Origin of the sequence: Pseudomonas sp. RA_15y_Pfl2_54 (assembly GCF_963971015.1) — a bacterium.
GTDB classification, from domain to species: Bacteria; Pseudomonadota; Gammaproteobacteria; order Pseudomonadales; family Pseudomonadaceae; genus Aquipseudomonas; species Aquipseudomonas baetica_A.
The window spans coordinates 41,110-56,190 of record NZ_CAXAPN010000037.1; the positions used below are offsets into that span (position 1 = coordinate 41,110).

Genomic DNA, 15,081 nt, shown 5'->3' on the forward strand with positions numbered 1-15,081 from the left:
TCCTATCGGCGGATCGCCAGACGCTGCTCCAGATAACGCAGCAGCATGGCGATGAGGTAACAGGCCGCGACATACAGCGCCGTGGTCACCAGCCAGGTTTCGATCACCCGGTAGCTCTCGACGTTGATCTTGCGCGCGTAATAGGTCAGCTCCGGCACCGCAATCGCGGCAGCCAACGAGGTGTCCTTGAACAGCGAAATGAAGTTGTTCGACAGCGCGGGCAAGACGTTGCGCAGCATTACCGGCACGGTGACGTAGGCCTTGACCTGCCATTCACCGAGGCCGATCGCCAGCCCGGCTTCGCGCTGGCCTTTGGGAATGCTCAGCAAGCCACCCCGGAACACTTCGGTCAGGTACGCCCCGGCATACAACGACAGGGTGATGATGAACGACGGGATCTTGTCCAGCCGGATCCCCAGGCTCGGCAACGCAAAGTAGATCAACAGAATCAACACCAGGATCGGCGTATTACGCACCACCGTGACGTACACCGAGGCCAGCACCCGCAAGGCGCGATGCCTGGACAGCAAGGCAAACGCCATCAGCAGGCCGATCACGCAACCGATGGCGATCGACACCAGCGCCAGTTCAAGGCCCAGACCCAGCCCCGCCAGCAAGGTGTCGAAATCGCGCCACACGGCGGCAAAGTTCAACTGATAGTTCATGGTCAGCAGTACCTTGAGCGGGGCGCGTTATGGGCGCCCCACTCTCACAGGATCATTTGAATTCGACAGGGAAACCGATGGCGGGCGATGGCAGGTCAACACCGAACCATTGCTTGAACGACGCCGCGTAAGTCGGGAATTCAACGCCGGTCATGGCTTCATGCAACGCCGTGTTGACGAAGTTCAACCAATCCTGATCGCCACGTTTGACGGCGCACGCGTAGGTCTGCGGGCTCCAGGCATAGCTCGGGCTGCGATAGCGGCCAGGGTTCTGCACCATCAGGTATTTGACCGAGGACTGGTCGGTGGCGGCGGCATCGGCGCGGCCGGAGTTCACGGCCTGATACATCAGATCGACGCTGTCGTACTGATCGACCTTGGCTTTGGGCAATGCCTGATGCACCAGTTCTTCGGCGTATACGTTTTGCAGCACCGCGACCGTCACGCTGTCGCCCGCGGCTTGCAGGTCTTCGATTTCCTTGTACTTGCTGTTGTTCGGCAGCAGCAAGCCAACACCTTCGCGGTAATACGGCAGGGTGAAGGCAACTTGTTGGGCGCGGCTGGCTGTCACGGTGATGAACTGGCAACTCATATCGACTTTGTCGGTGAGCAGATTGGGGATCCGCGCATCGGACGACTGCACCACGAACTCGACTTTGCCCGGGTCGTTGAACAGCCCTTTGGCCACGATCCTGGCGATGTCGATATCAAAGCCCTGCAACTTGCCGTCCGCGCCCTGAAAGTGCCAAGGCGCATTGGTGCTGCCGGTGCCCACAATCAGTTTTCCGCGGGCCAGCACACTGTCGAGCTTGCTGTCGGCGGCCTGAGCCAGGCCCATGACAGTTGAAGAAGCTGCAAGAACAAAAACACACGCTTTGAACAAGGAAGGTCGGCGATGCATGGCAAGCACTTCTGAGACTATTTATTCCGCTACAACGGAACTTGGTTTGTTACTACGGAATAGATAGCAGAAAGTGTGCCACAGGATTCGCCAGGAATCTGCAATGGATTGAAATGCTTGAAGAATCAAAGGGATGCATGATGTGCGGCATTAGGCGCTACGTGAGGTGCCACTGCCCAACGCTACCGAGGGCCACACATGGGCGGGTACTCGGGCAACATTCGGGTGCACCGTGATCAAGCGAGCGCACTGCTTTAGTGATGCCTGCCTGTCAACTCTGACAGTAGATGAGAGGGTTCGATGGGGGTTAACGTTGCAGTCGCGCTCACTCGTTGAACAAGGAGGTTTCCATGCAAACGACAACTCGTCGTTCGGACTTGCCTGCCATTTACCGTAAAGCCCTGAAAACCTGGCGGCCGGTCATCCTGTACTTCGCCAACGAACACTGCCCCGCCTGCGAAAGGGCCGGGCCGATTTTTCGTCAGACTGCCGAGCCGTATCGCCATCGTGCCAACATCTACATGCTCAATACCCGTGAGTCGCCGCGCCATCCGCTGGTCACGGGAACGCCGACGGTGCTGTTCTACAAGAACGGCAGGCTTGTGAAGAAACTCAAAGGGATTGGCACAGAAGAAACACTCGCGGCGGACTTTGCCCGGCACATTGGCAACACCAAGGCACCAGCGGTGCAGCAAAAATCACGGCACGACCTGATCTGGCTTCGTCGTACGTTGCGTCATCTGTGCACCATCACCGGTGCGCGCCGGCAGAGGCGCGGCGCCTGATACATCGCCTTCGCGAGCAAGCCCGCGCCCACACTGGACTTGTGACTGGATCACAAATCATTCGCCCCTCCCAGCCCATGGCGCTGGCGGGGTCTATAGTGATCAGGTCTTGTGCCCAGCCGTCGAGTGCCACCCATGGCCCACACCGAACACCTGATCATCTGTGAGCACTGCGACTGTGTGTACGAAAAAGTCGTGCTCACTCAGCATCAGAAGACCCTTTGCACGCGCTGCGGTGGCGTGTTGCAGCGCTACAACGGTTTGACCGCCGAACAACGGCTGGCCCTGAGCTTTACCGCGGCCATGCTGTGGTTGTTCGCCAATTTCTACCCGGTGATGAGCATCAGCATGAAGGGCCTGAAAAACAGTGCGACGCTGTGGGATTCGGTGCTGGCGCTGAGTCAAGGGCCCATCACGTTCATGGCGATGGTCGCGGCGATTTCGATCATCATCGCCCCGGCCTTTCAATTGGTGCTGTTGATCTGGGTGCTCAGCTTCGCCCTCTCTTCACGCCGAGCGCCGGGCTTCAAGGTCTGTTTGCGCTGGCTGGAAACGTTGCGCCCCTGGAGCATGCTCGAAGTCTGCCTGCTGGGGGCGATGGTGGCGGTGTTCAAACTCGCGGGGTTGCTTGATGTGTTGCCGGGCATCGGTCTGTTTGCCCTTGCCGCACTGAGCCTGATGATGATCCGCATCGCCGGCCGCGACATTCGTGATCTGTGGGACATTCCATGAAACGACCAGCGACGGCCAGCGAACTCAATCTCTGCCTGTGTCACAGCTGTGGGCTGGCCTGTGACATGAGCGACGAGCCCCAAGAGTGCCCGCGCTGTGACGCACCGTTACACCGGCGCAAGCCCCATTCACTGGCTCGCACCTGGGCCTACCTGTTTGCAGCGCTGGCGTTTTATGTGCCGGCCAATCTACTGCCGGTGATGAACACCGTCATGCTCGGCAACGGCGCCGACAGCACGATCATGAGTGGCGTGCTGGAGTTCTGGGACGGTGGCGCGTGGGACATAGCCCTGATCATTTTCATCGCCAGCATCGCGGTGCCGGGCATCAAGTTCGTCGCCCTGTCGCTGCTGCTGATCACCGTGCAGTGCGGCAGCGGTTGGGCGCGTCGCGAACGCTCGAAACTGTTCCGCTTCGTCGAGCTGATCGGCTATTGGTCGATGCTCGACGTGCTGGTGGTGGCGTTGGTCGCAGCGCTGGTGAAATTCCAGGCGCTGGGCGATATCGAGCCGCGCCCGGGCATCCTGTTCTTCGGCATGGTGGTGGTGTTCACCATGCTCTCGGCGATGAGTTTCGACCCTCGGATGATCTGGGACAACGCCCCGGACGACGAACTGCTCAGCGACGCAGAACCGCCAGCAGCACCTGCAACGGATGGCGCAGCGCCTGATCCGACTGGCGCTTGACCTGGCTGCGGCACGAATAACCGGTGGCCAGCGCCTCGCCCTGCGCCACCGGCACATCAACCTGCCGCGCCCACGATTGCTCGTAGATCACCGCCGACGTTTCGCGGTTACGCGCCTCGTGACCATAGGTGCCGGACATGCCGCAGCAGCCGGTGGCCTGAGTCGCCAGTTTCAGTCCCGCGCGTTCAAACACTTGCTCCCATTGCCGAGTGGCGGCCGGGGCGTTGGTTTTTTCCGTGCAATGGGCCAGCAAACGGAACGTCTGGGCATTGCCCTGACGAACCTGTTCCGGCATCACCTTGAGCAACCACTCCTGCACCAGCGCCACTTCCGGGCATTGCTCCATGCCGGGCACTTTCAAGTATTCCTGGCGATACACCAGGGTCATCGCCGGGTCCAGCCCCAGCAGCGGCACACCGACATCCGCCAGTTCACGCAGTTGCCGGGCATTACGCAGCGCCGCGCGGTTGAACGCCGACAGGAAACCCTGAACATGCAGGGGTTTGCCGTTGGCGCTGAACGGCGCCAGATACACCTGATAACCCAGACGCGAAATCAGTTCGATCAGGTCTGCCAGCAGCGGTGCTTCGAAGTAACGGGTGAAGGCGTCCTGCACCAGCACCACGCTGCGCTCACGTTGCGCCGCGCTCAGTGCAGACAAGGTCGCCACCGTCGCCGGTTGCACCTGCCAACGGCGCATGGCTGCGTGAAAATCAAAGCGACTGAGCAGCGGCACATCGACCATGCCCCCCAAGCGTTCGAGCAGGCGGCGAATAAACGAGGCGCCCATCAAACCGTTGTACAGCGCCGGAATCCGCGCCATGTACGGGATGCTGTATTCCAGCGAGGCAATCAGATAGTCCCGTGCCGGACGCAGATAACGGCTGTGATACAGCTCAAGAAACCGCGAACGAAACTCCGGCACGTTGACCTTGACCGGGCATTGTCCCGCGCAGGACTTGCACGCCAGGCAACCGGCCATGGCGTCGTAGACCTCATGGGAGAAGTCTTCGGACTGCGCACGGCTGTTGCGCCAGCGCTGCCACAGCGATGAGAAAAACGCCGGGCGGCGAATGGCATCCGACAACACATCAACCCCCGCCTCGCCCTGCAACCGCAGCCACTCGCGAATCAACGAAGCCCGGCCCTTGGGCGACTGCGAACGTTCACGGGTGGCTTTCCACGACGGGCACATCGCATCGTCCGGGTCGAAGTTATAGCAGGCACCGTTGCCGTTGCAGTGCATGGCCGCGCCGTAGCTCTGCCAGACTTTTTCGTCGATCTGCCGATCCAGTTCGCCGCGCAAAGTCACTTCGTCGATTTTCAGCAACGTCGCATCGGTATTGGCGGCAGTGGCGATCTTGCCCGGGTTGAATTGGTTGAACGGGTCAAACGCCGCCTTCAGGGCTTGCAGTGCCGGATACAGCTCACCGAAAAACGCCGGTGCGTATTCCGAGCGCAGGCCTTTGCCGTGCTCGCCCCACAGCAGGCCGCCGTAGCGTTGAGTCAACGCGGCAACACCGTCGGACACCGGGCGCACCAGCGCCGCTTGCTGCGGATCTTTCATGTCGAGAATCGGCCGTACGTGCAGCACGCCCGCATCGACGTGGCCAAACATGCCGTACTGCAGGCCATGGCTGTCGAGCAAATCGCGCAACTCGGCGATGTACTCGGCCAAATGCTGCGGCGGCACGGCGGTGTCTTCGACAAACGGCTGCGGCCGCGCTTCACCGGCGACGTTGCCGAGCAGACCAACCGCCCGTTTGCGCATGCCGTACACCTTGCTCACGGCGGCCTGCCCGACGGCCAGCGTGTGGCCCAGCCGCTCAACGGTTTGATCGCTGATCAAGTGTTCGATGAAGGTCTCGACCCTGCGCTGCAAGTCTTCGGGATCATCACCACAGAACTCGACCAGGTTGATCCCCAGGGTTGGCCGCTCGGCGCTTTCCGGGAAATACTCGGCAACGCCGTGCCAGACGATGTCCTGCATCGCCAGCAGCAGGACTTTGGAGTCCACGGTTTCGATCGACAACGGTTTGAGCGCCATCAAGGCCCGGGCATCGCGAAGCGCGTCCATGAAGCCTGCGTAACGAATGTTCACCAGCATCGTGTGCTTGGGGATCGGCAGCACATTCAACTTCGCCTCGACCACAAACCCCAACGAACCTTCAGCACCGCACAGCACACTGTTGAGGTTGAAACGGTGATCGGCTTCACGCAGATGCGCAAGGTCGTAACCGGTCAGGCAGCGGTTGAGATCGGGGAAACGCTCTTTGATCAGTGCGCCCTGCTCATCGATGATCTGCCGGGCGCAGCGATAGACGTCGCCAACCCGGTCTTGCCGGGCACACAGCGCTGTCAACTCGCTTTCCTCCAGTGGCAGACCGTGCAGACGCTCGCCACCACGCAGGATCATGTCGAGTTCGAGCACATGGTCGCGGGTCTTGCCGTAGGTGCAACTGCCCTGGCCGCTGGCGTCGGTGTTGATCATGCCGCCGACGGTGGCACGGTTGGAGGTCGACAACTCCGGTGCGAAAAACAGCCCGGCGGATTTCAGCGCGGCGTTGAGCTGATCCTTGACCACCCCGGCCTGCACCCGCACCCAGCGCTGCTCAACGTTGATGTCCAGAATGCGGTTCATGTGCCGCGACAGGTCGACGACGATGCCGTCGGTCAGCGACTGCCCATTGGTGCCGGTGCCACCGCCGCGTGGTGTGATCACCACTTGTTTGTAAGCAGGCTCGGCGATCAGCCGTGCAACCCGCGCCACATCCTCGGCATCCATGGGAAACACCGCCGCTTGTGGCAGGCGTTGATAGATCGAGTTGTCGGTCGCCAACACCACGCGGCTGGCGTAGTCGGCGCTGATTTCACCGCGAAAACCGCTGGCCTTCAGGGCTTTGAGGAACTGCTGGTAATCGGCGGTCAGTGCGGTAGCGGGCGACAGTTGGGCAATCATCGGTCAGGGCATCTCAGGGCAAATTCGGGTCGTGTGGCGGTGAACAGTTGTACGCAACGAATGATTGCGTCACCCTCCGCCATCTAATGGTGCCAATGTTCATTGTTGAAGGACGCTGGGACAACCGTAAATTCGACCCGCTATCAATGACTTTTACGAATGAATCCGCGAACGCTCACGCCCTCCATGTCGTTATTGCTGGCCTTCGAGGCCGCCGCACGCCATGAAAGCTACACCCGCGCCGCCCATGAGCTGTCGTTGACGCAAAGTGCGGTCAGCCGTCAGGTGCAAATTCTGGAGAAGATGCTCGGCATGCGCTTGTTCAATCGCGAAGGTCGCAAAGTCGTCCTGACCGATGTCGGGCGCATGTATCAACGCGAACTCGCCGAAGCCCTCGGGCAGATCCGCAGCGCGACCCTGCAAGCCATGGCGTTTGGTTCCGGCATCCACAGTTTGCGATTGGCAACGCTGCCAACGTTTGGCTCGAAATGGTTGTTGCCGCGCCTCAAGGACTTCTACACCGCGCACCCGGGCATGACCGTGCACCTGCACTCACGCATCGAAGCGATTGACTTTGATACCAGTGAAATCGATGCCGCCATCTGCGTCGGCGGCGGTGAATGGCCAGGGCTGACAGCCCTGCCCCTGCACACCGAAGAACTGGTGGTGATCGCCAGTGCACAGTGGTCTGCCGCCGAGCGCAATGGCGCAGAGCAACACATCGCCGGGCAATTGCTGCTCAACGTCAGCAGTAATGCCCAGGCATGGGCGGAATGGTTCAGCCATCACGCCTTGCCGCATCGCAGCATGCGCATCGGGCCGAGCTTTGAAATGACGTCGCACTTGATTCAGGCCGTACGCGCGAATATCGGCGTAGGCCTGGTGCCACGAATTCTGGTCGAGGAAGAGTTGTTGAATGGCGAGTTGCTGCAACTGGGAGAACCCATCACCAGTCGGCGCAGCTATTACCTGGTCTATCCACCGCGCAACGAAACTCTGCCGTCGCTGAAGGCGTTTCGGGACTGGTTGGTGGATACGCTCTGACGGTGCTCCTCAAGCAGTCGTCAGAGGCAGTCACGCACCGATTTGCGCAACGAACCGGACTTGGCCCACGGCGGCCCCTGATACAGCGATACGCGGCTGCCGTCCTTGTATTTCACGATATCGAGAATCTCGTCAGCGGTGATGATGCTGGGCGCCGTAACGCGGTAGCCGTTGGAAATCGACGTCTGCGAAGCCTTTGCAACATCCTGCTGCCATAACGGCAATACACACGCGGCATAGTCTTTGGGTGCTTTGTCACTGGTCTTGCTGAGATTAGGCTCACCCGGCACCAATGAAGCCGGCAACGAGCAACCGGCCAACATGACCAACGCCAAACTCCCGATCCATATCCGCATCATGTTTTCCTGCTTAAAAAAAAGCGAATGTATCGCGTAACGGAGTACACATCCATCATGGCCCCGCGCCCTCAATGGTGATTGGGCAATTTTCATGTCCTTTGAGCCGATGACAGACGAACTGCGCACACACCGTGAAAAATGCGACTAGTCTTTTCTACCGAGAATGTTCTGGAGATGACCATGCGGCTCAATGAATACGAACACGAACTTCAGCGTGACTTGCAAAGTGTGGCCTCGGATCTGCGATGGTCGGCCGTCGACCTCAAACGTATCGCCGAACAGTTGCGCCAGTCCGGCAACGAGGCGGATGCTCAGACCGTACTGAGATCCTGCGAGGTACTGCAGAGCGATGAAGAGCGGCTGCAACTGTATGCCAAGGAAGTAAAGGCTCGCGCCATCAGCCGTACCAAGGTTCACTGAGGCCGACGCAGCCCAAAACACAAGCCCCGGCATAAACCGGGGCTCTTTCGTTACAGGTTACAAATATTTAGCTCACGCTCTCAGTTTGAGCACGTGTCGAGCGCTTTTTGTAACCGGGGAGCGCCGCTGCATACGCCAGCGCCTCTTCTCTGCTGCGAAACGACGCCAGCCGGTCACCCTGGGTGCAGACCCGCCACGGGCCGTTGTTCACGCTGAGCACGTCATAGCCGTTCATGTGCATTTTGTTCAACATGGGAATGCTCATGGACACCTCCTGTCCGCTAACGGTTGGTTCAGCTACACGCTTTTACCTTACACCCTGATTGCGCCGAAGTGCCGACCGAGTGTCGCTATGCTGTCTGTCAGGGGTTTGGCCGTTTTCGTACAACCAAAAGCGCCAAAACCCAAGGAACCTTGAGCAAGGACCCGGCTCGAATATTGCTGTTTTATTTCATGCTTGTGACGGGCCGCCAAAAAGGTAACAAATGAAAGTACGCGCAACCGTTATTTGCGAACAGGATCGACACGTACTCCTGGTGCGCAAACCCCGCTGCCGCTGGACATTGCCCGGCGGCAAGGTCGAGCCTGGGGAAACCCGAGCGGATGCGGCCATGCGTGAATTGCAGGAAGAAACCGGACTGGATGCCGACGATGTGCTTTACCTGATGGAACTGCAAACCGGGAGCACGCGGCATCACGTCTACGAGGCATCGGTATTGAACATTGACCAGGTACGCCCGCAGAACGAGATCACCGATTGCATCTGGCATCCACTGGACGCGGTACAGAACCTGGAAACCAGCGACGCGACGTTGCGCATCGTTCAGGCGTTTCAGCGGCGTTTATGAGGTTTAACCGGCAAAAGCCCTGCGTCCCGCATTGATCTCCGTGCGTAACTCACCGATGAAGTTGGAAATATCGCGGATCGTGACGAGATGTTCCGGGGAAACACCATTGAGCAGTAACTCGACGTGACCGCTGTCGGGCTCATAGACTTTGATTTGCAATAGCCCCTGCGGCGTAGGAATGCAGTCGCATTTAAACGCGGGGAAGCCGGATTCGACAATGCGGCAAATATCGGCGATGGCAAGCATGGGCTGACGCCTCGCAGGCGATGAGAGAATCGGTCAACCCAGAAAGCATAGATGAGCCATTGGTGTCCTGCTCGATACAAAAATGCCAACCGGATCACAACATTGACCCGACGACTCAGTGGGCGTCATGATCCCAGACCCAGTTCCAGATGCCCGGTAACTCCACTTGATCCGAACTTTGCTGAACCGTGCGCGCCAGCGCGGCCTTCTCCAGCGCAGCGTGGTCATCGTAGAACGGCTTGTCCGCCAGCCTCACGCCTGTGGCGGCTGCACTGTCCAGCAGGATTTGCAGATATTCGCGAGTATGCCGCGCGGTGTAGCGATTGAGGTCATGGAAGGTCACCACCACCGGAATGACCCCGTCCACGGTTGGAAACTCACCAAGAGCGATGCGCTCCCGGACTTGCGACAACTGCCGCAACAGGTTCGCCCGGCGCCGCGGGCTGGCGTTAAACCCCCAAATCTTGCCGTCATTAGCGCTCAAATCCGTCAACAAGACGTGTAATCCATGTTGTTGATAGGCGGCAAAAGTGCGCTTGTCGTAGTTCCAGAATGGCGGACGCAATAACCGGGGTGGCGCCCCGGTAATGGCGGCGATGTCAGCCGTACCGTTGCTCAGCGACGTTTCCAGCTCCCGCGGGTCGAGCAAGCGATGATTGGTGTGCCAGTGGGTCGCGGTGTGAAAACCGAGGATATGCCCCTCCTCATGCTCGCGACGCATGATGGCGCGGCCGATCTCGCTGTCGCCTGCCCTGGGCGCACGGGTCTGGACGAAGAACACCGCTTTGATGCCCGGTTGCAGGGGGTTGTCTTTGAGGCTGTCGAGGACCGTGGCCGACGGATTCCAGAAACTCGAGGCGCTGGGGCCATCATCGTACGTCAGCAAAAAGCGCACCGGCGCTTGAGCTTTCAGGCGTGTTTCGGTTTGCGCGGTCAATTCGATGGGCGCGGCAATGCAACCGGCCAACCCCAAAACAATGGCTGCTGCACAAAGAAGTCTGAATCCGGTTGTCATGTTTCGCCTTGAGTCCGACCGCTGCGGTCACGTTGTCGATTGGCAAAACTCCTTCGCCCTTACCCTTCCCTGCGCCCGGTTCTGCGAGCCGAGGCTGGATAAGGTACACAGGGTTTGGTTCCGGCGCTCGCTCAGTTAGCCAGTGTCTGCTCAAGACAAGGATTGAGAGCGCATCAGCGACTAAGCTGAAACCGTCCAACCGGAGATTCAGCCCATGTGCGCAAGACTCTCGCAGTACCGTGGCATTCACGATTTCGTTGCTGTGCTGAGCATCCCGGATGCGTTGCTCAATCATGTGGGCGACGCGCCGCTGAATCGCTACAACGCGGCCCCGACCACTTCGCTGGCCGTGCTCCATCAGCACGATCAACGACTGTGCGCTGACAACCTGCGCTGGGGCTGGCGCCCACACTGGGCCAAGGATCGCGCAGCGCCAATCAACGCGCGAGTGGAGAAAGTCGCCCATGGCCCATTCTTCCGGGCCATCTGGCGGGATCGCTTGATCGTCCCGGTCGACAACTGGTTTGAGTGGGTGGATGCCGAGGATAAAACCCGACAACCGTGGCTGATCCGTCGGGCCGATCACGGACCAGTTTTCTGCGCCGCCATCGGACAACTTCCTACATCCGGCACGCAGGCGCGGGACGACGATGGATTTGTGATCATCACTGCGGACAGCGTCGGCGGCATGCTTGATATCCATGATCGTCGACCTGTGGTGTTCTGCGCAGATTTGGTGCGCGAATGGCTCGATCCAGCAACGCCCGTCGAACGCGCCGAACATATGCTTCTGTTCGAAGGCGAACCGTGGGAGACGTTCGAATGGTACAAAGTCGCTAAAACCGTAGGAAATTCACGCAATCAGGGCGCCAGGCTAATAGAACAACTGACCTGAATGTTCTTTGCATCAATTTATTTAAAAAGATTCGAATCAATAGTGATTCCGTTTCATTACAACAAGCGTTTCAACAATGACACAGCCCAACGCGAAACAGTCGTTTGAACGAACTAACCGCCTGTCAGACATTTCAACCGTCATACATACATTTAGAGGCGCTAGCGATAGCATGCGCGCCGCATTTCCATTTGGCATATCAGTTGACCGAAGAGTCAACAAAACCAGGAATCCCCAACAACTTTTTCAAACCTGCAGAGAACCAAGTTGCGCGACGATTTTGCAATCAAACAGGCCAACGACCTGGAGTGTATTCATCTGTCCATGACAGAACGCTTTCAACTCGACTGTTTTATCGGCCACTACATAAAAACCCGAAACCTGCGTGCCGTTCCCGACATCGAACGTATCCTGCGCACCACCCTCGAAGAGTATCCTGGTCAGGCACCGGTGATGGTCAACGAACTCAATGCCTGGATCGACAAAACCCTGGGATATCGGGCCTCACACCCCGATTTCACGCAGATGGACGATCTCTGAAATAACGAAAAGCCCCGCTCAGGCTTTGATGCGGGGCTTTTTCGCAAGAATCAATTACAACTTGCGATCAGGCTCCGATAGCTCTCTGCCGTCATCGTGTTTCCAGGTTTGCTCCTTGTGCTTCTCCCGCTCTATTTCTTCTTGCGTCGGCTCATCCGTCTCATCGTCATCCCGTTCAGGATGCTCTTGCTCAGTCGTCATGCACACCTCCTGCCACAAGTAAATTACCCTCCTTACAGCGTAGAGCAGTTTCACGCGGGCAACTTACAACCACCAGCGTCTTGAAGAAACCTACTGCGCGGCAACCGTGAATCGCAGATAACGCTCTCCATCCAGAAAAGCCGTTGATAACGGTGCCATTAAAAAACCTCTCTGGATTGAACAAGCTTGCGCCATTGCCCAAGGCCTGCGCGTAACATAACGCCTTTCACAATCGCGTCAGGGAGACAACATGCTGTACCGAATCGCAGCCGACGGGCTGGTGCTGTTTCATTTGTTGTTCATTGTGTTCGTGCTGTTCGGCGGGTTGCTGGTGCTCAAGTGGCCACGGCTGATGTGGTTGCACTTGCCCGCCGCCGCGTGGGGCTTCGCGGTCGAGGTGTTGCACCTGACCTGTCCGTTGACCTACTGGGAAAACCTGATGCGCCACGCCGCCGGACAGACCGAATACGCCGGTGGATTCATCGAGCATTACATCTGGCCGATCATCTACCCGGCCGGGCTGACACCGCAGATTCAACTGGCACTCGCCAGCGTGGTGCTGGCGGTCAACCTGTTGGTCTATGGGCGGCTGATCCGCTCGTGGAAACTGCGCCGAGCCAGGCGCATTCCGTTTTAACGCGACGCGGATTTCAAGGCTTCCAGCCACGCCGGATCGAGGCGTGGCTGATCGATATCAAGCCCCAACGCCTGCATGCTTTCCTTATGCTGCTCAACTTCCCGCCATAGTTGCCCGTGATCACTGGAGTTACCGTCCAGTTCATGCATCTGGGTCAGCCCCAGATGATAGAAGCGCAACACCTTCATCGCCGTCGGATCGTTTTTTTCTACCGCCGCCGTCACCTGATGCATCACATTGGTGACACTCATCAGGCTACGCTTGAGCCGCCAGCTATAAACAGCCGGGGCCATCCAGCTCTGATTCCAGAATCGCCCGCGCAACAGCCCCGCCGTCAACAGGAACGCGACAAACACCCCACCGACATTGAACCGCAGATTATCGCCGCCAGGCTCACCGAACAGCGCCACTGCCACCGCCGAAAACAACATCGCCAGCACCAGAAACAGCACGGCGATGATGATCGTGCTGCGGCGGGTCTGCTGGCGAAAAGTAGCGGCATCCATCGGCTGAATTTCAAACATCACGAATGACTTCCTTGAGCGGCAAAAAAGGGCAACGGAAAAAACCGGCCGGGGCATTATCGCCTCTGCGGCGGATTTAGCTATGCTGGGGCTCCTTTTCATCTTTTTATCAATCAACGGGGACATGGCGGTACAGCGCAGATCGTGCCATCTTCATTCATGGATACACACTATTCGGATGCCATCGCCTCGTCTTGAGATGACATCGTTTTAAGGATCATTGCATGACCCAACGACACGTAATCAACGCCTCGGTCAGCCCGAAGGGCAGCCTGGAAACCCTTTCTCAACGTGAAGTTCAGCAACTGAGCGAAGCCGGATCCGGCAGCACCTACACCCTCTTCCGCCAGTGCGCCCTGGCCATCCTCAATACCGGCGCGCATGTCGACAACGCCAAGACCATTCTTGAAGCCTACAAGGATTTCGAAATCCGCATTCACCAGCAGGATCGCGGTGTGCGCCTGGAGCTGCTGAACGCTCCCGCCGACGCCTTCGTCGACGGCGAAATGATCGCCAGCACCCGGGAAATGCTGTTCAGCGCTCTGCGCGACATCGTCTACACCGAGAATGAACTCGACAGCCAACGCATCGACCTGAGCACTTCGCAAGGCATCAGCGACTACGTCTTCCACCTGCTGCGCAACGCTCGCACCCTGCGCCCGGGTGTCGAGCCGAAAATCGTGGTGTGCTGGGGCGGCCACTCGATCAACACCGAAGAGTACAAATACACCAAGAAAGTCGGCCACGAACTGGGCCTGCGCAGCCTCGACATCTGCACCGGTTGCGGCCCCGGCGTCATGAAAGGCCCGATGAAGGGCGCGACCATCGCCCACGCCAAACAACGCATTCATGGCGGTCGCTACCTCGGATTGACCGAGCCGGGCATCATCGCCGCCGAAGCGCCTAACCCGATCGTCAACGAACTGGTGATCCTGCCGGACATCGAAAAACGCCTCGAAGCGTTCGTGCGCGTTGGCCACGGCATCATCATCTTCCCGGGCGGCGCCGGTACTGCTGAAGAGTTTCTGTACCTGCTGGGCATCCTGATGCACCCGGACAACGAAGGCCTGCCGTTCCCGGTCGTACTGACCGGGCCGAAACATGCCGCACCGTATCTGGAGCAACTCGACGCGTTTGTCACCGCCACCCTTGGCGAAGCCGCAAAACAGCACTACGAAATCATCATCGACGACCCGGCCGAAGTCGCGCGCCAGATGACTCAGGGCCTGAAAGCCGTGAAGCAATTCCGCCGCGAGCGCAACGACGCCTTCCACTTCAACTGGCTGTTGAAAATCGAGGAGGGGTTCCAGCGTCCGTTCGATCCGACCCACGAAAACATGGCCAACCTCAAACTGCACCGCGATCAGCCGCCACACGAACTGGCGGCCAACCTGCGCCGGGCGTTCTCCGGGATCGTGGCCGGCAACGTCAAGGACAAGGGCATTCGCTTGATTGAAGAACACGGGCCGTACCAGATCCGTGGTGACGCAGCGATCATGCAACCGCTCGATGCGCTGCTCAAAGCTTTCGTTGCGCAGCACCGGATGAAACTGCCGGGCGGCGCGGCGTATGTGCCGTGTTATCAAGTGGTCGCGTAAGCTTTCAGCCGCTACACAACCCTGTG

General features: G+C 58.8%; 19 protein-coding genes. 10 read left to right on the forward strand and 9 right to left on the reverse strand.

The genetic code is table 11. The features are described from left to right. Nucleotides 1–2: 2 nt before the first annotated feature. Both AACY50_RS23860 and AACY50_RS23865 read right to left on the reverse strand, forming a co-directional pair. Nucleotides 3–665, reverse strand: a complete 663-nt coding sequence (locus AACY50_RS23860; protein WP_038368362.1) for an amino acid ABC transporter permease — start codon at nucleotides 663–665, stop codon at nucleotides 3–5. Nucleotides 666–717: 52 nt separating this feature from the next. Continuing rightward, nucleotides 718–1,566 (reverse strand): transporter substrate-binding domain-containing protein, encoded by an 849-nt coding sequence (locus AACY50_RS23865; protein WP_339433134.1) that lies wholly within the window; start codon nucleotides 1,564–1,566, stop codon nucleotides 718–720. 350 nt (nucleotides 1,567–1,916) lie between these two features. Between AACY50_RS23865 and AACY50_RS23870 the strand changes: the two genes are divergently transcribed. The 3 genes from AACY50_RS23870 (at nucleotide 1,917) to AACY50_RS23880 (ending at nucleotide 3,769) form a co-directional block, all read left to right on the forward strand. After that, a complete protein-coding gene (locus tag AACY50_RS23870; RefSeq protein ID WP_339433133.1) occupies nucleotides 1,917–2,351 on the forward strand; it encodes a thioredoxin family protein in 435 nt (144 codons plus the stop codon). A gap of 135 nt (nucleotides 2,352–2,486) precedes the next feature. Next, a complete protein-coding gene (locus tag AACY50_RS23875) occupies nucleotides 2,487–3,083 on the forward strand; it encodes a paraquat-inducible protein A (protein ID WP_339433132.1) in 597 nt (198 codons plus the stop codon). Beyond that, complete coding sequence (locus AACY50_RS23880) at nucleotides 3,080–3,769, forward strand: paraquat-inducible protein A (RefSeq protein WP_339465938.1); 690 nt, start codon at nucleotides 3,080–3,082, stop codon at nucleotides 3,767–3,769. The genes AACY50_RS23875 and AACY50_RS23880 overlap by 4 nt, the downstream gene beginning before the upstream one ends. On the opposite strand, the gene ydiJ is transcribed toward AACY50_RS23880, so the two are convergent. Beyond that, nucleotides 3,702–6,728: a D-2-hydroxyglutarate dehydrogenase YdiJ gene (gene ydiJ / locus AACY50_RS23885; protein ID WP_339433130.1), complete on the reverse strand. Its 3,027-nt coding sequence runs from the start codon at nucleotides 6,726–6,728 to the stop codon at nucleotides 3,702–3,704. The two genes, AACY50_RS23880 and ydiJ, sit on opposite strands and share 68 nt — an antisense overlap. A gap of 159 nt (nucleotides 6,729–6,887) precedes the next feature. Between ydiJ and AACY50_RS23890 the strand changes: the two genes are divergently transcribed. After that, nucleotides 6,888–7,772, forward strand: coding sequence for a LysR substrate-binding domain-containing protein (locus tag AACY50_RS23890; RefSeq protein WP_221729628.1), 885 nt, complete (start codon nucleotides 6,888–6,890; stop codon nucleotides 7,770–7,772). A 20-nt stretch (nucleotides 7,773–7,792) separates the two neighbouring features. Here AACY50_RS23890 and AACY50_RS23895 read toward each other — a convergent pair whose 3' ends face one another. Beyond that, the gene (locus AACY50_RS23895) at nucleotides 7,793–8,128 is read right to left on the reverse strand and encodes a hypothetical protein (RefSeq protein ID WP_339433129.1); all 336 of its coding nucleotides are present in this window, start codon (nucleotides 8,126–8,128) and stop codon (nucleotides 7,793–7,795) included. 183 nt (nucleotides 8,129–8,311) lie between these two features. On the opposite strand from AACY50_RS23895, the gene AACY50_RS23900 reads away from it, so the two are divergent. Further along, a complete protein-coding gene (locus AACY50_RS23900; protein ID WP_221729626.1) occupies nucleotides 8,312–8,551 on the forward strand; it encodes a hypothetical protein in 240 nt (79 codons plus the stop codon). A gap of 67 nt (nucleotides 8,552–8,618) precedes the next feature. On the opposite strand, the gene AACY50_RS23905 is transcribed toward AACY50_RS23900, so the two are convergent. Further along, entirely contained in the window at nucleotides 8,619–8,816 is a 198-nt protein-coding gene (locus tag AACY50_RS23905) for a DUF2188 domain-containing protein (RefSeq protein WP_339433128.1), read from the reverse strand. A gap of 220 nt (nucleotides 8,817–9,036) precedes the next feature. On the opposite strand from AACY50_RS23905, the gene AACY50_RS23910 reads away from it, so the two are divergent. Continuing rightward, nucleotides 9,037–9,399 carry an NUDIX hydrolase gene (locus AACY50_RS23910; protein ID WP_221729624.1) on the forward strand — a complete coding sequence of 121 codons (363 nt, stop codon included), beginning with the start codon at nucleotides 9,037–9,039 and terminating at the stop codon, nucleotides 9,397–9,399. Nucleotides 9,400–9,402: 3 nt separating this feature from the next. On the opposite strand, the gene AACY50_RS23915 is transcribed toward AACY50_RS23910, so the two are convergent. Then, entirely contained in the window at nucleotides 9,403–9,645 is a 243-nt protein-coding gene (locus tag AACY50_RS23915) for a DUF1652 domain-containing protein (RefSeq protein ID WP_339433126.1), read from the reverse strand. 115 nt (nucleotides 9,646–9,760) lie between these two features. After that, complete coding sequence (locus tag AACY50_RS23920; protein ID WP_339433125.1) at nucleotides 9,761–10,660, reverse strand: polysaccharide deacetylase family protein; 900 nt, start codon at nucleotides 10,658–10,660, stop codon at nucleotides 9,761–9,763. Nucleotides 10,661–10,874: 214 nt separating this feature from the next. On the opposite strand from AACY50_RS23920, the gene AACY50_RS23925 reads away from it, so the two are divergent. Both AACY50_RS23925 and AACY50_RS23930 read left to right on the forward strand, forming a co-directional pair. Further along, entirely contained in the window at nucleotides 10,875–11,555 is a 681-nt protein-coding gene (locus AACY50_RS23925; RefSeq protein ID WP_339433124.1) for an SOS response-associated peptidase, read from the forward strand. Between the two features lie 267 nt (nucleotides 11,556–11,822). After that, nucleotides 11,823–12,095: a hypothetical protein gene (locus AACY50_RS23930; RefSeq protein WP_339433123.1), complete on the forward strand. Its 273-nt coding sequence runs from the start codon at nucleotides 11,823–11,825 to the stop codon at nucleotides 12,093–12,095. Nucleotides 12,096–12,149: 54 nt separating this feature from the next. Here the strand turns inward: AACY50_RS23930 and AACY50_RS23935 are convergent, their stop codons facing one another. Continuing rightward, nucleotides 12,150–12,296, reverse strand: coding sequence for a hypothetical protein (locus tag AACY50_RS23935; protein WP_339433122.1), 147 nt, complete (start codon nucleotides 12,294–12,296; stop codon nucleotides 12,150–12,152). Nucleotides 12,297–12,546: 250 nt separating this feature from the next. Between AACY50_RS23935 and AACY50_RS23940 the strand changes: the two genes are divergently transcribed. After that, the gene (locus AACY50_RS23940) at nucleotides 12,547–12,933 is read left to right on the forward strand and encodes a DUF2784 domain-containing protein (RefSeq protein ID WP_339433121.1); all 387 of its coding nucleotides are present in this window, start codon (nucleotides 12,547–12,549) and stop codon (nucleotides 12,931–12,933) included. Here AACY50_RS23940 and AACY50_RS23945 read toward each other — a convergent pair. Further along, nucleotides 12,930–13,457 (reverse strand): DUF3087 domain-containing protein, encoded by a 528-nt coding sequence (locus AACY50_RS23945; protein WP_339539260.1) that lies wholly within the window; start codon nucleotides 13,455–13,457, stop codon nucleotides 12,930–12,932. The genes AACY50_RS23940 and AACY50_RS23945 overlap by 4 nt on opposite strands. A gap of 224 nt (nucleotides 13,458–13,681) precedes the next feature. On the opposite strand from AACY50_RS23945, the gene ppnN reads away from it, so the two are divergent. Further along, on the forward strand, nucleotides 13,682–15,055 hold the full coding sequence (gene ppnN / locus AACY50_RS23950; RefSeq protein WP_339433120.1) for a nucleotide 5'-monophosphate nucleosidase PpnN: 1,374 nt from the start codon (nucleotides 13,682–13,684) through the stop codon (nucleotides 15,053–15,055). The last annotated feature ends 26 nt before the right edge of the window (nucleotides 15,056–15,081 follow it).

What these genes read in the sequence shown, in the direction of transcription:
- AACY50_RS23860 (WP_038368362.1), bottom strand. Translation starts at nt 665, where the DNA reads ATGAACTATCAGTTGAACTTTGCCGCCGTGTGGCGCGATTTCGACACC.
- AACY50_RS23865 (WP_339433134.1), bottom strand. Translation starts at nt 1,566, where the DNA reads ATGCATCGCCGACCTTCCTTGTTCAAAGCGTGTGTTTTTGTTCTTGCA.
- AACY50_RS23870 (WP_339433133.1), top strand. Translation starts at nt 1,917, where the DNA reads ATGCAAACGACAACTCGTCGTTCGGACTTGCCTGCCATTTACCGTAAA.
- AACY50_RS23875 (WP_339433132.1), top strand. Translation starts at nt 2,487, where the DNA reads ATGGCCCACACCGAACACCTGATCATCTGTGAGCACTGCGACTGTGTG.
- AACY50_RS23880 (WP_339465938.1), top strand. Translation starts at nt 3,080, where the DNA reads ATGAAACGACCAGCGACGGCCAGCGAACTCAATCTCTGCCTGTGTCAC.
- ydiJ (WP_339433130.1), bottom strand. Translation starts at nt 6,728, where the DNA reads ATGATTGCCCAACTGTCGCCCGCTACCGCACTGACCGCCGATTACCAG.
- AACY50_RS23890 (WP_221729628.1), top strand. Translation starts at nt 6,888, where the DNA reads ATGAATCCGCGAACGCTCACGCCCTCCATGTCGTTATTGCTGGCCTTC.
- AACY50_RS23895 (WP_339433129.1), bottom strand. Translation starts at nt 8,128, where the DNA reads ATGCGGATATGGATCGGGAGTTTGGCGTTGGTCATGTTGGCCGGTTGC.
- AACY50_RS23900 (WP_221729626.1), top strand. Translation starts at nt 8,312, where the DNA reads ATGCGGCTCAATGAATACGAACACGAACTTCAGCGTGACTTGCAAAGT.
- AACY50_RS23905 (WP_339433128.1), bottom strand. Translation starts at nt 8,816, where the DNA reads ATGAGCATTCCCATGTTGAACAAAATGCACATGAACGGCTATGACGTG.
- AACY50_RS23910 (WP_221729624.1), top strand. Translation starts at nt 9,037, where the DNA reads ATGAAAGTACGCGCAACCGTTATTTGCGAACAGGATCGACACGTACTC.
- AACY50_RS23915 (WP_339433126.1), bottom strand. Translation starts at nt 9,645, where the DNA reads ATGCTTGCCATCGCCGATATTTGCCGCATTGTCGAATCCGGCTTCCCC.
- AACY50_RS23920 (WP_339433125.1), bottom strand. Translation starts at nt 10,660, where the DNA reads ATGACAACCGGATTCAGACTTCTTTGTGCAGCAGCCATTGTTTTGGGG.
- AACY50_RS23925 (WP_339433124.1), top strand. Translation starts at nt 10,875, where the DNA reads ATGTGCGCAAGACTCTCGCAGTACCGTGGCATTCACGATTTCGTTGCT.
- AACY50_RS23935 (WP_339433122.1), bottom strand. Translation starts at nt 12,296, where the DNA reads ATGACGACTGAGCAAGAGCATCCTGAACGGGATGACGATGAGACGGAT.
- AACY50_RS23940 (WP_339433121.1), top strand. Translation starts at nt 12,547, where the DNA reads ATGCTGTACCGAATCGCAGCCGACGGGCTGGTGCTGTTTCATTTGTTG.
- AACY50_RS23945 (WP_339539260.1), bottom strand. Translation starts at nt 13,457, where the DNA reads ATGTTTGAAATTCAGCCGATGGATGCCGCTACTTTTCGCCAGCAGACC.
- ppnN (WP_339433120.1), top strand. Translation starts at nt 13,682, where the DNA reads ATGACCCAACGACACGTAATCAACGCCTCGGTCAGCCCGAAGGGCAGC.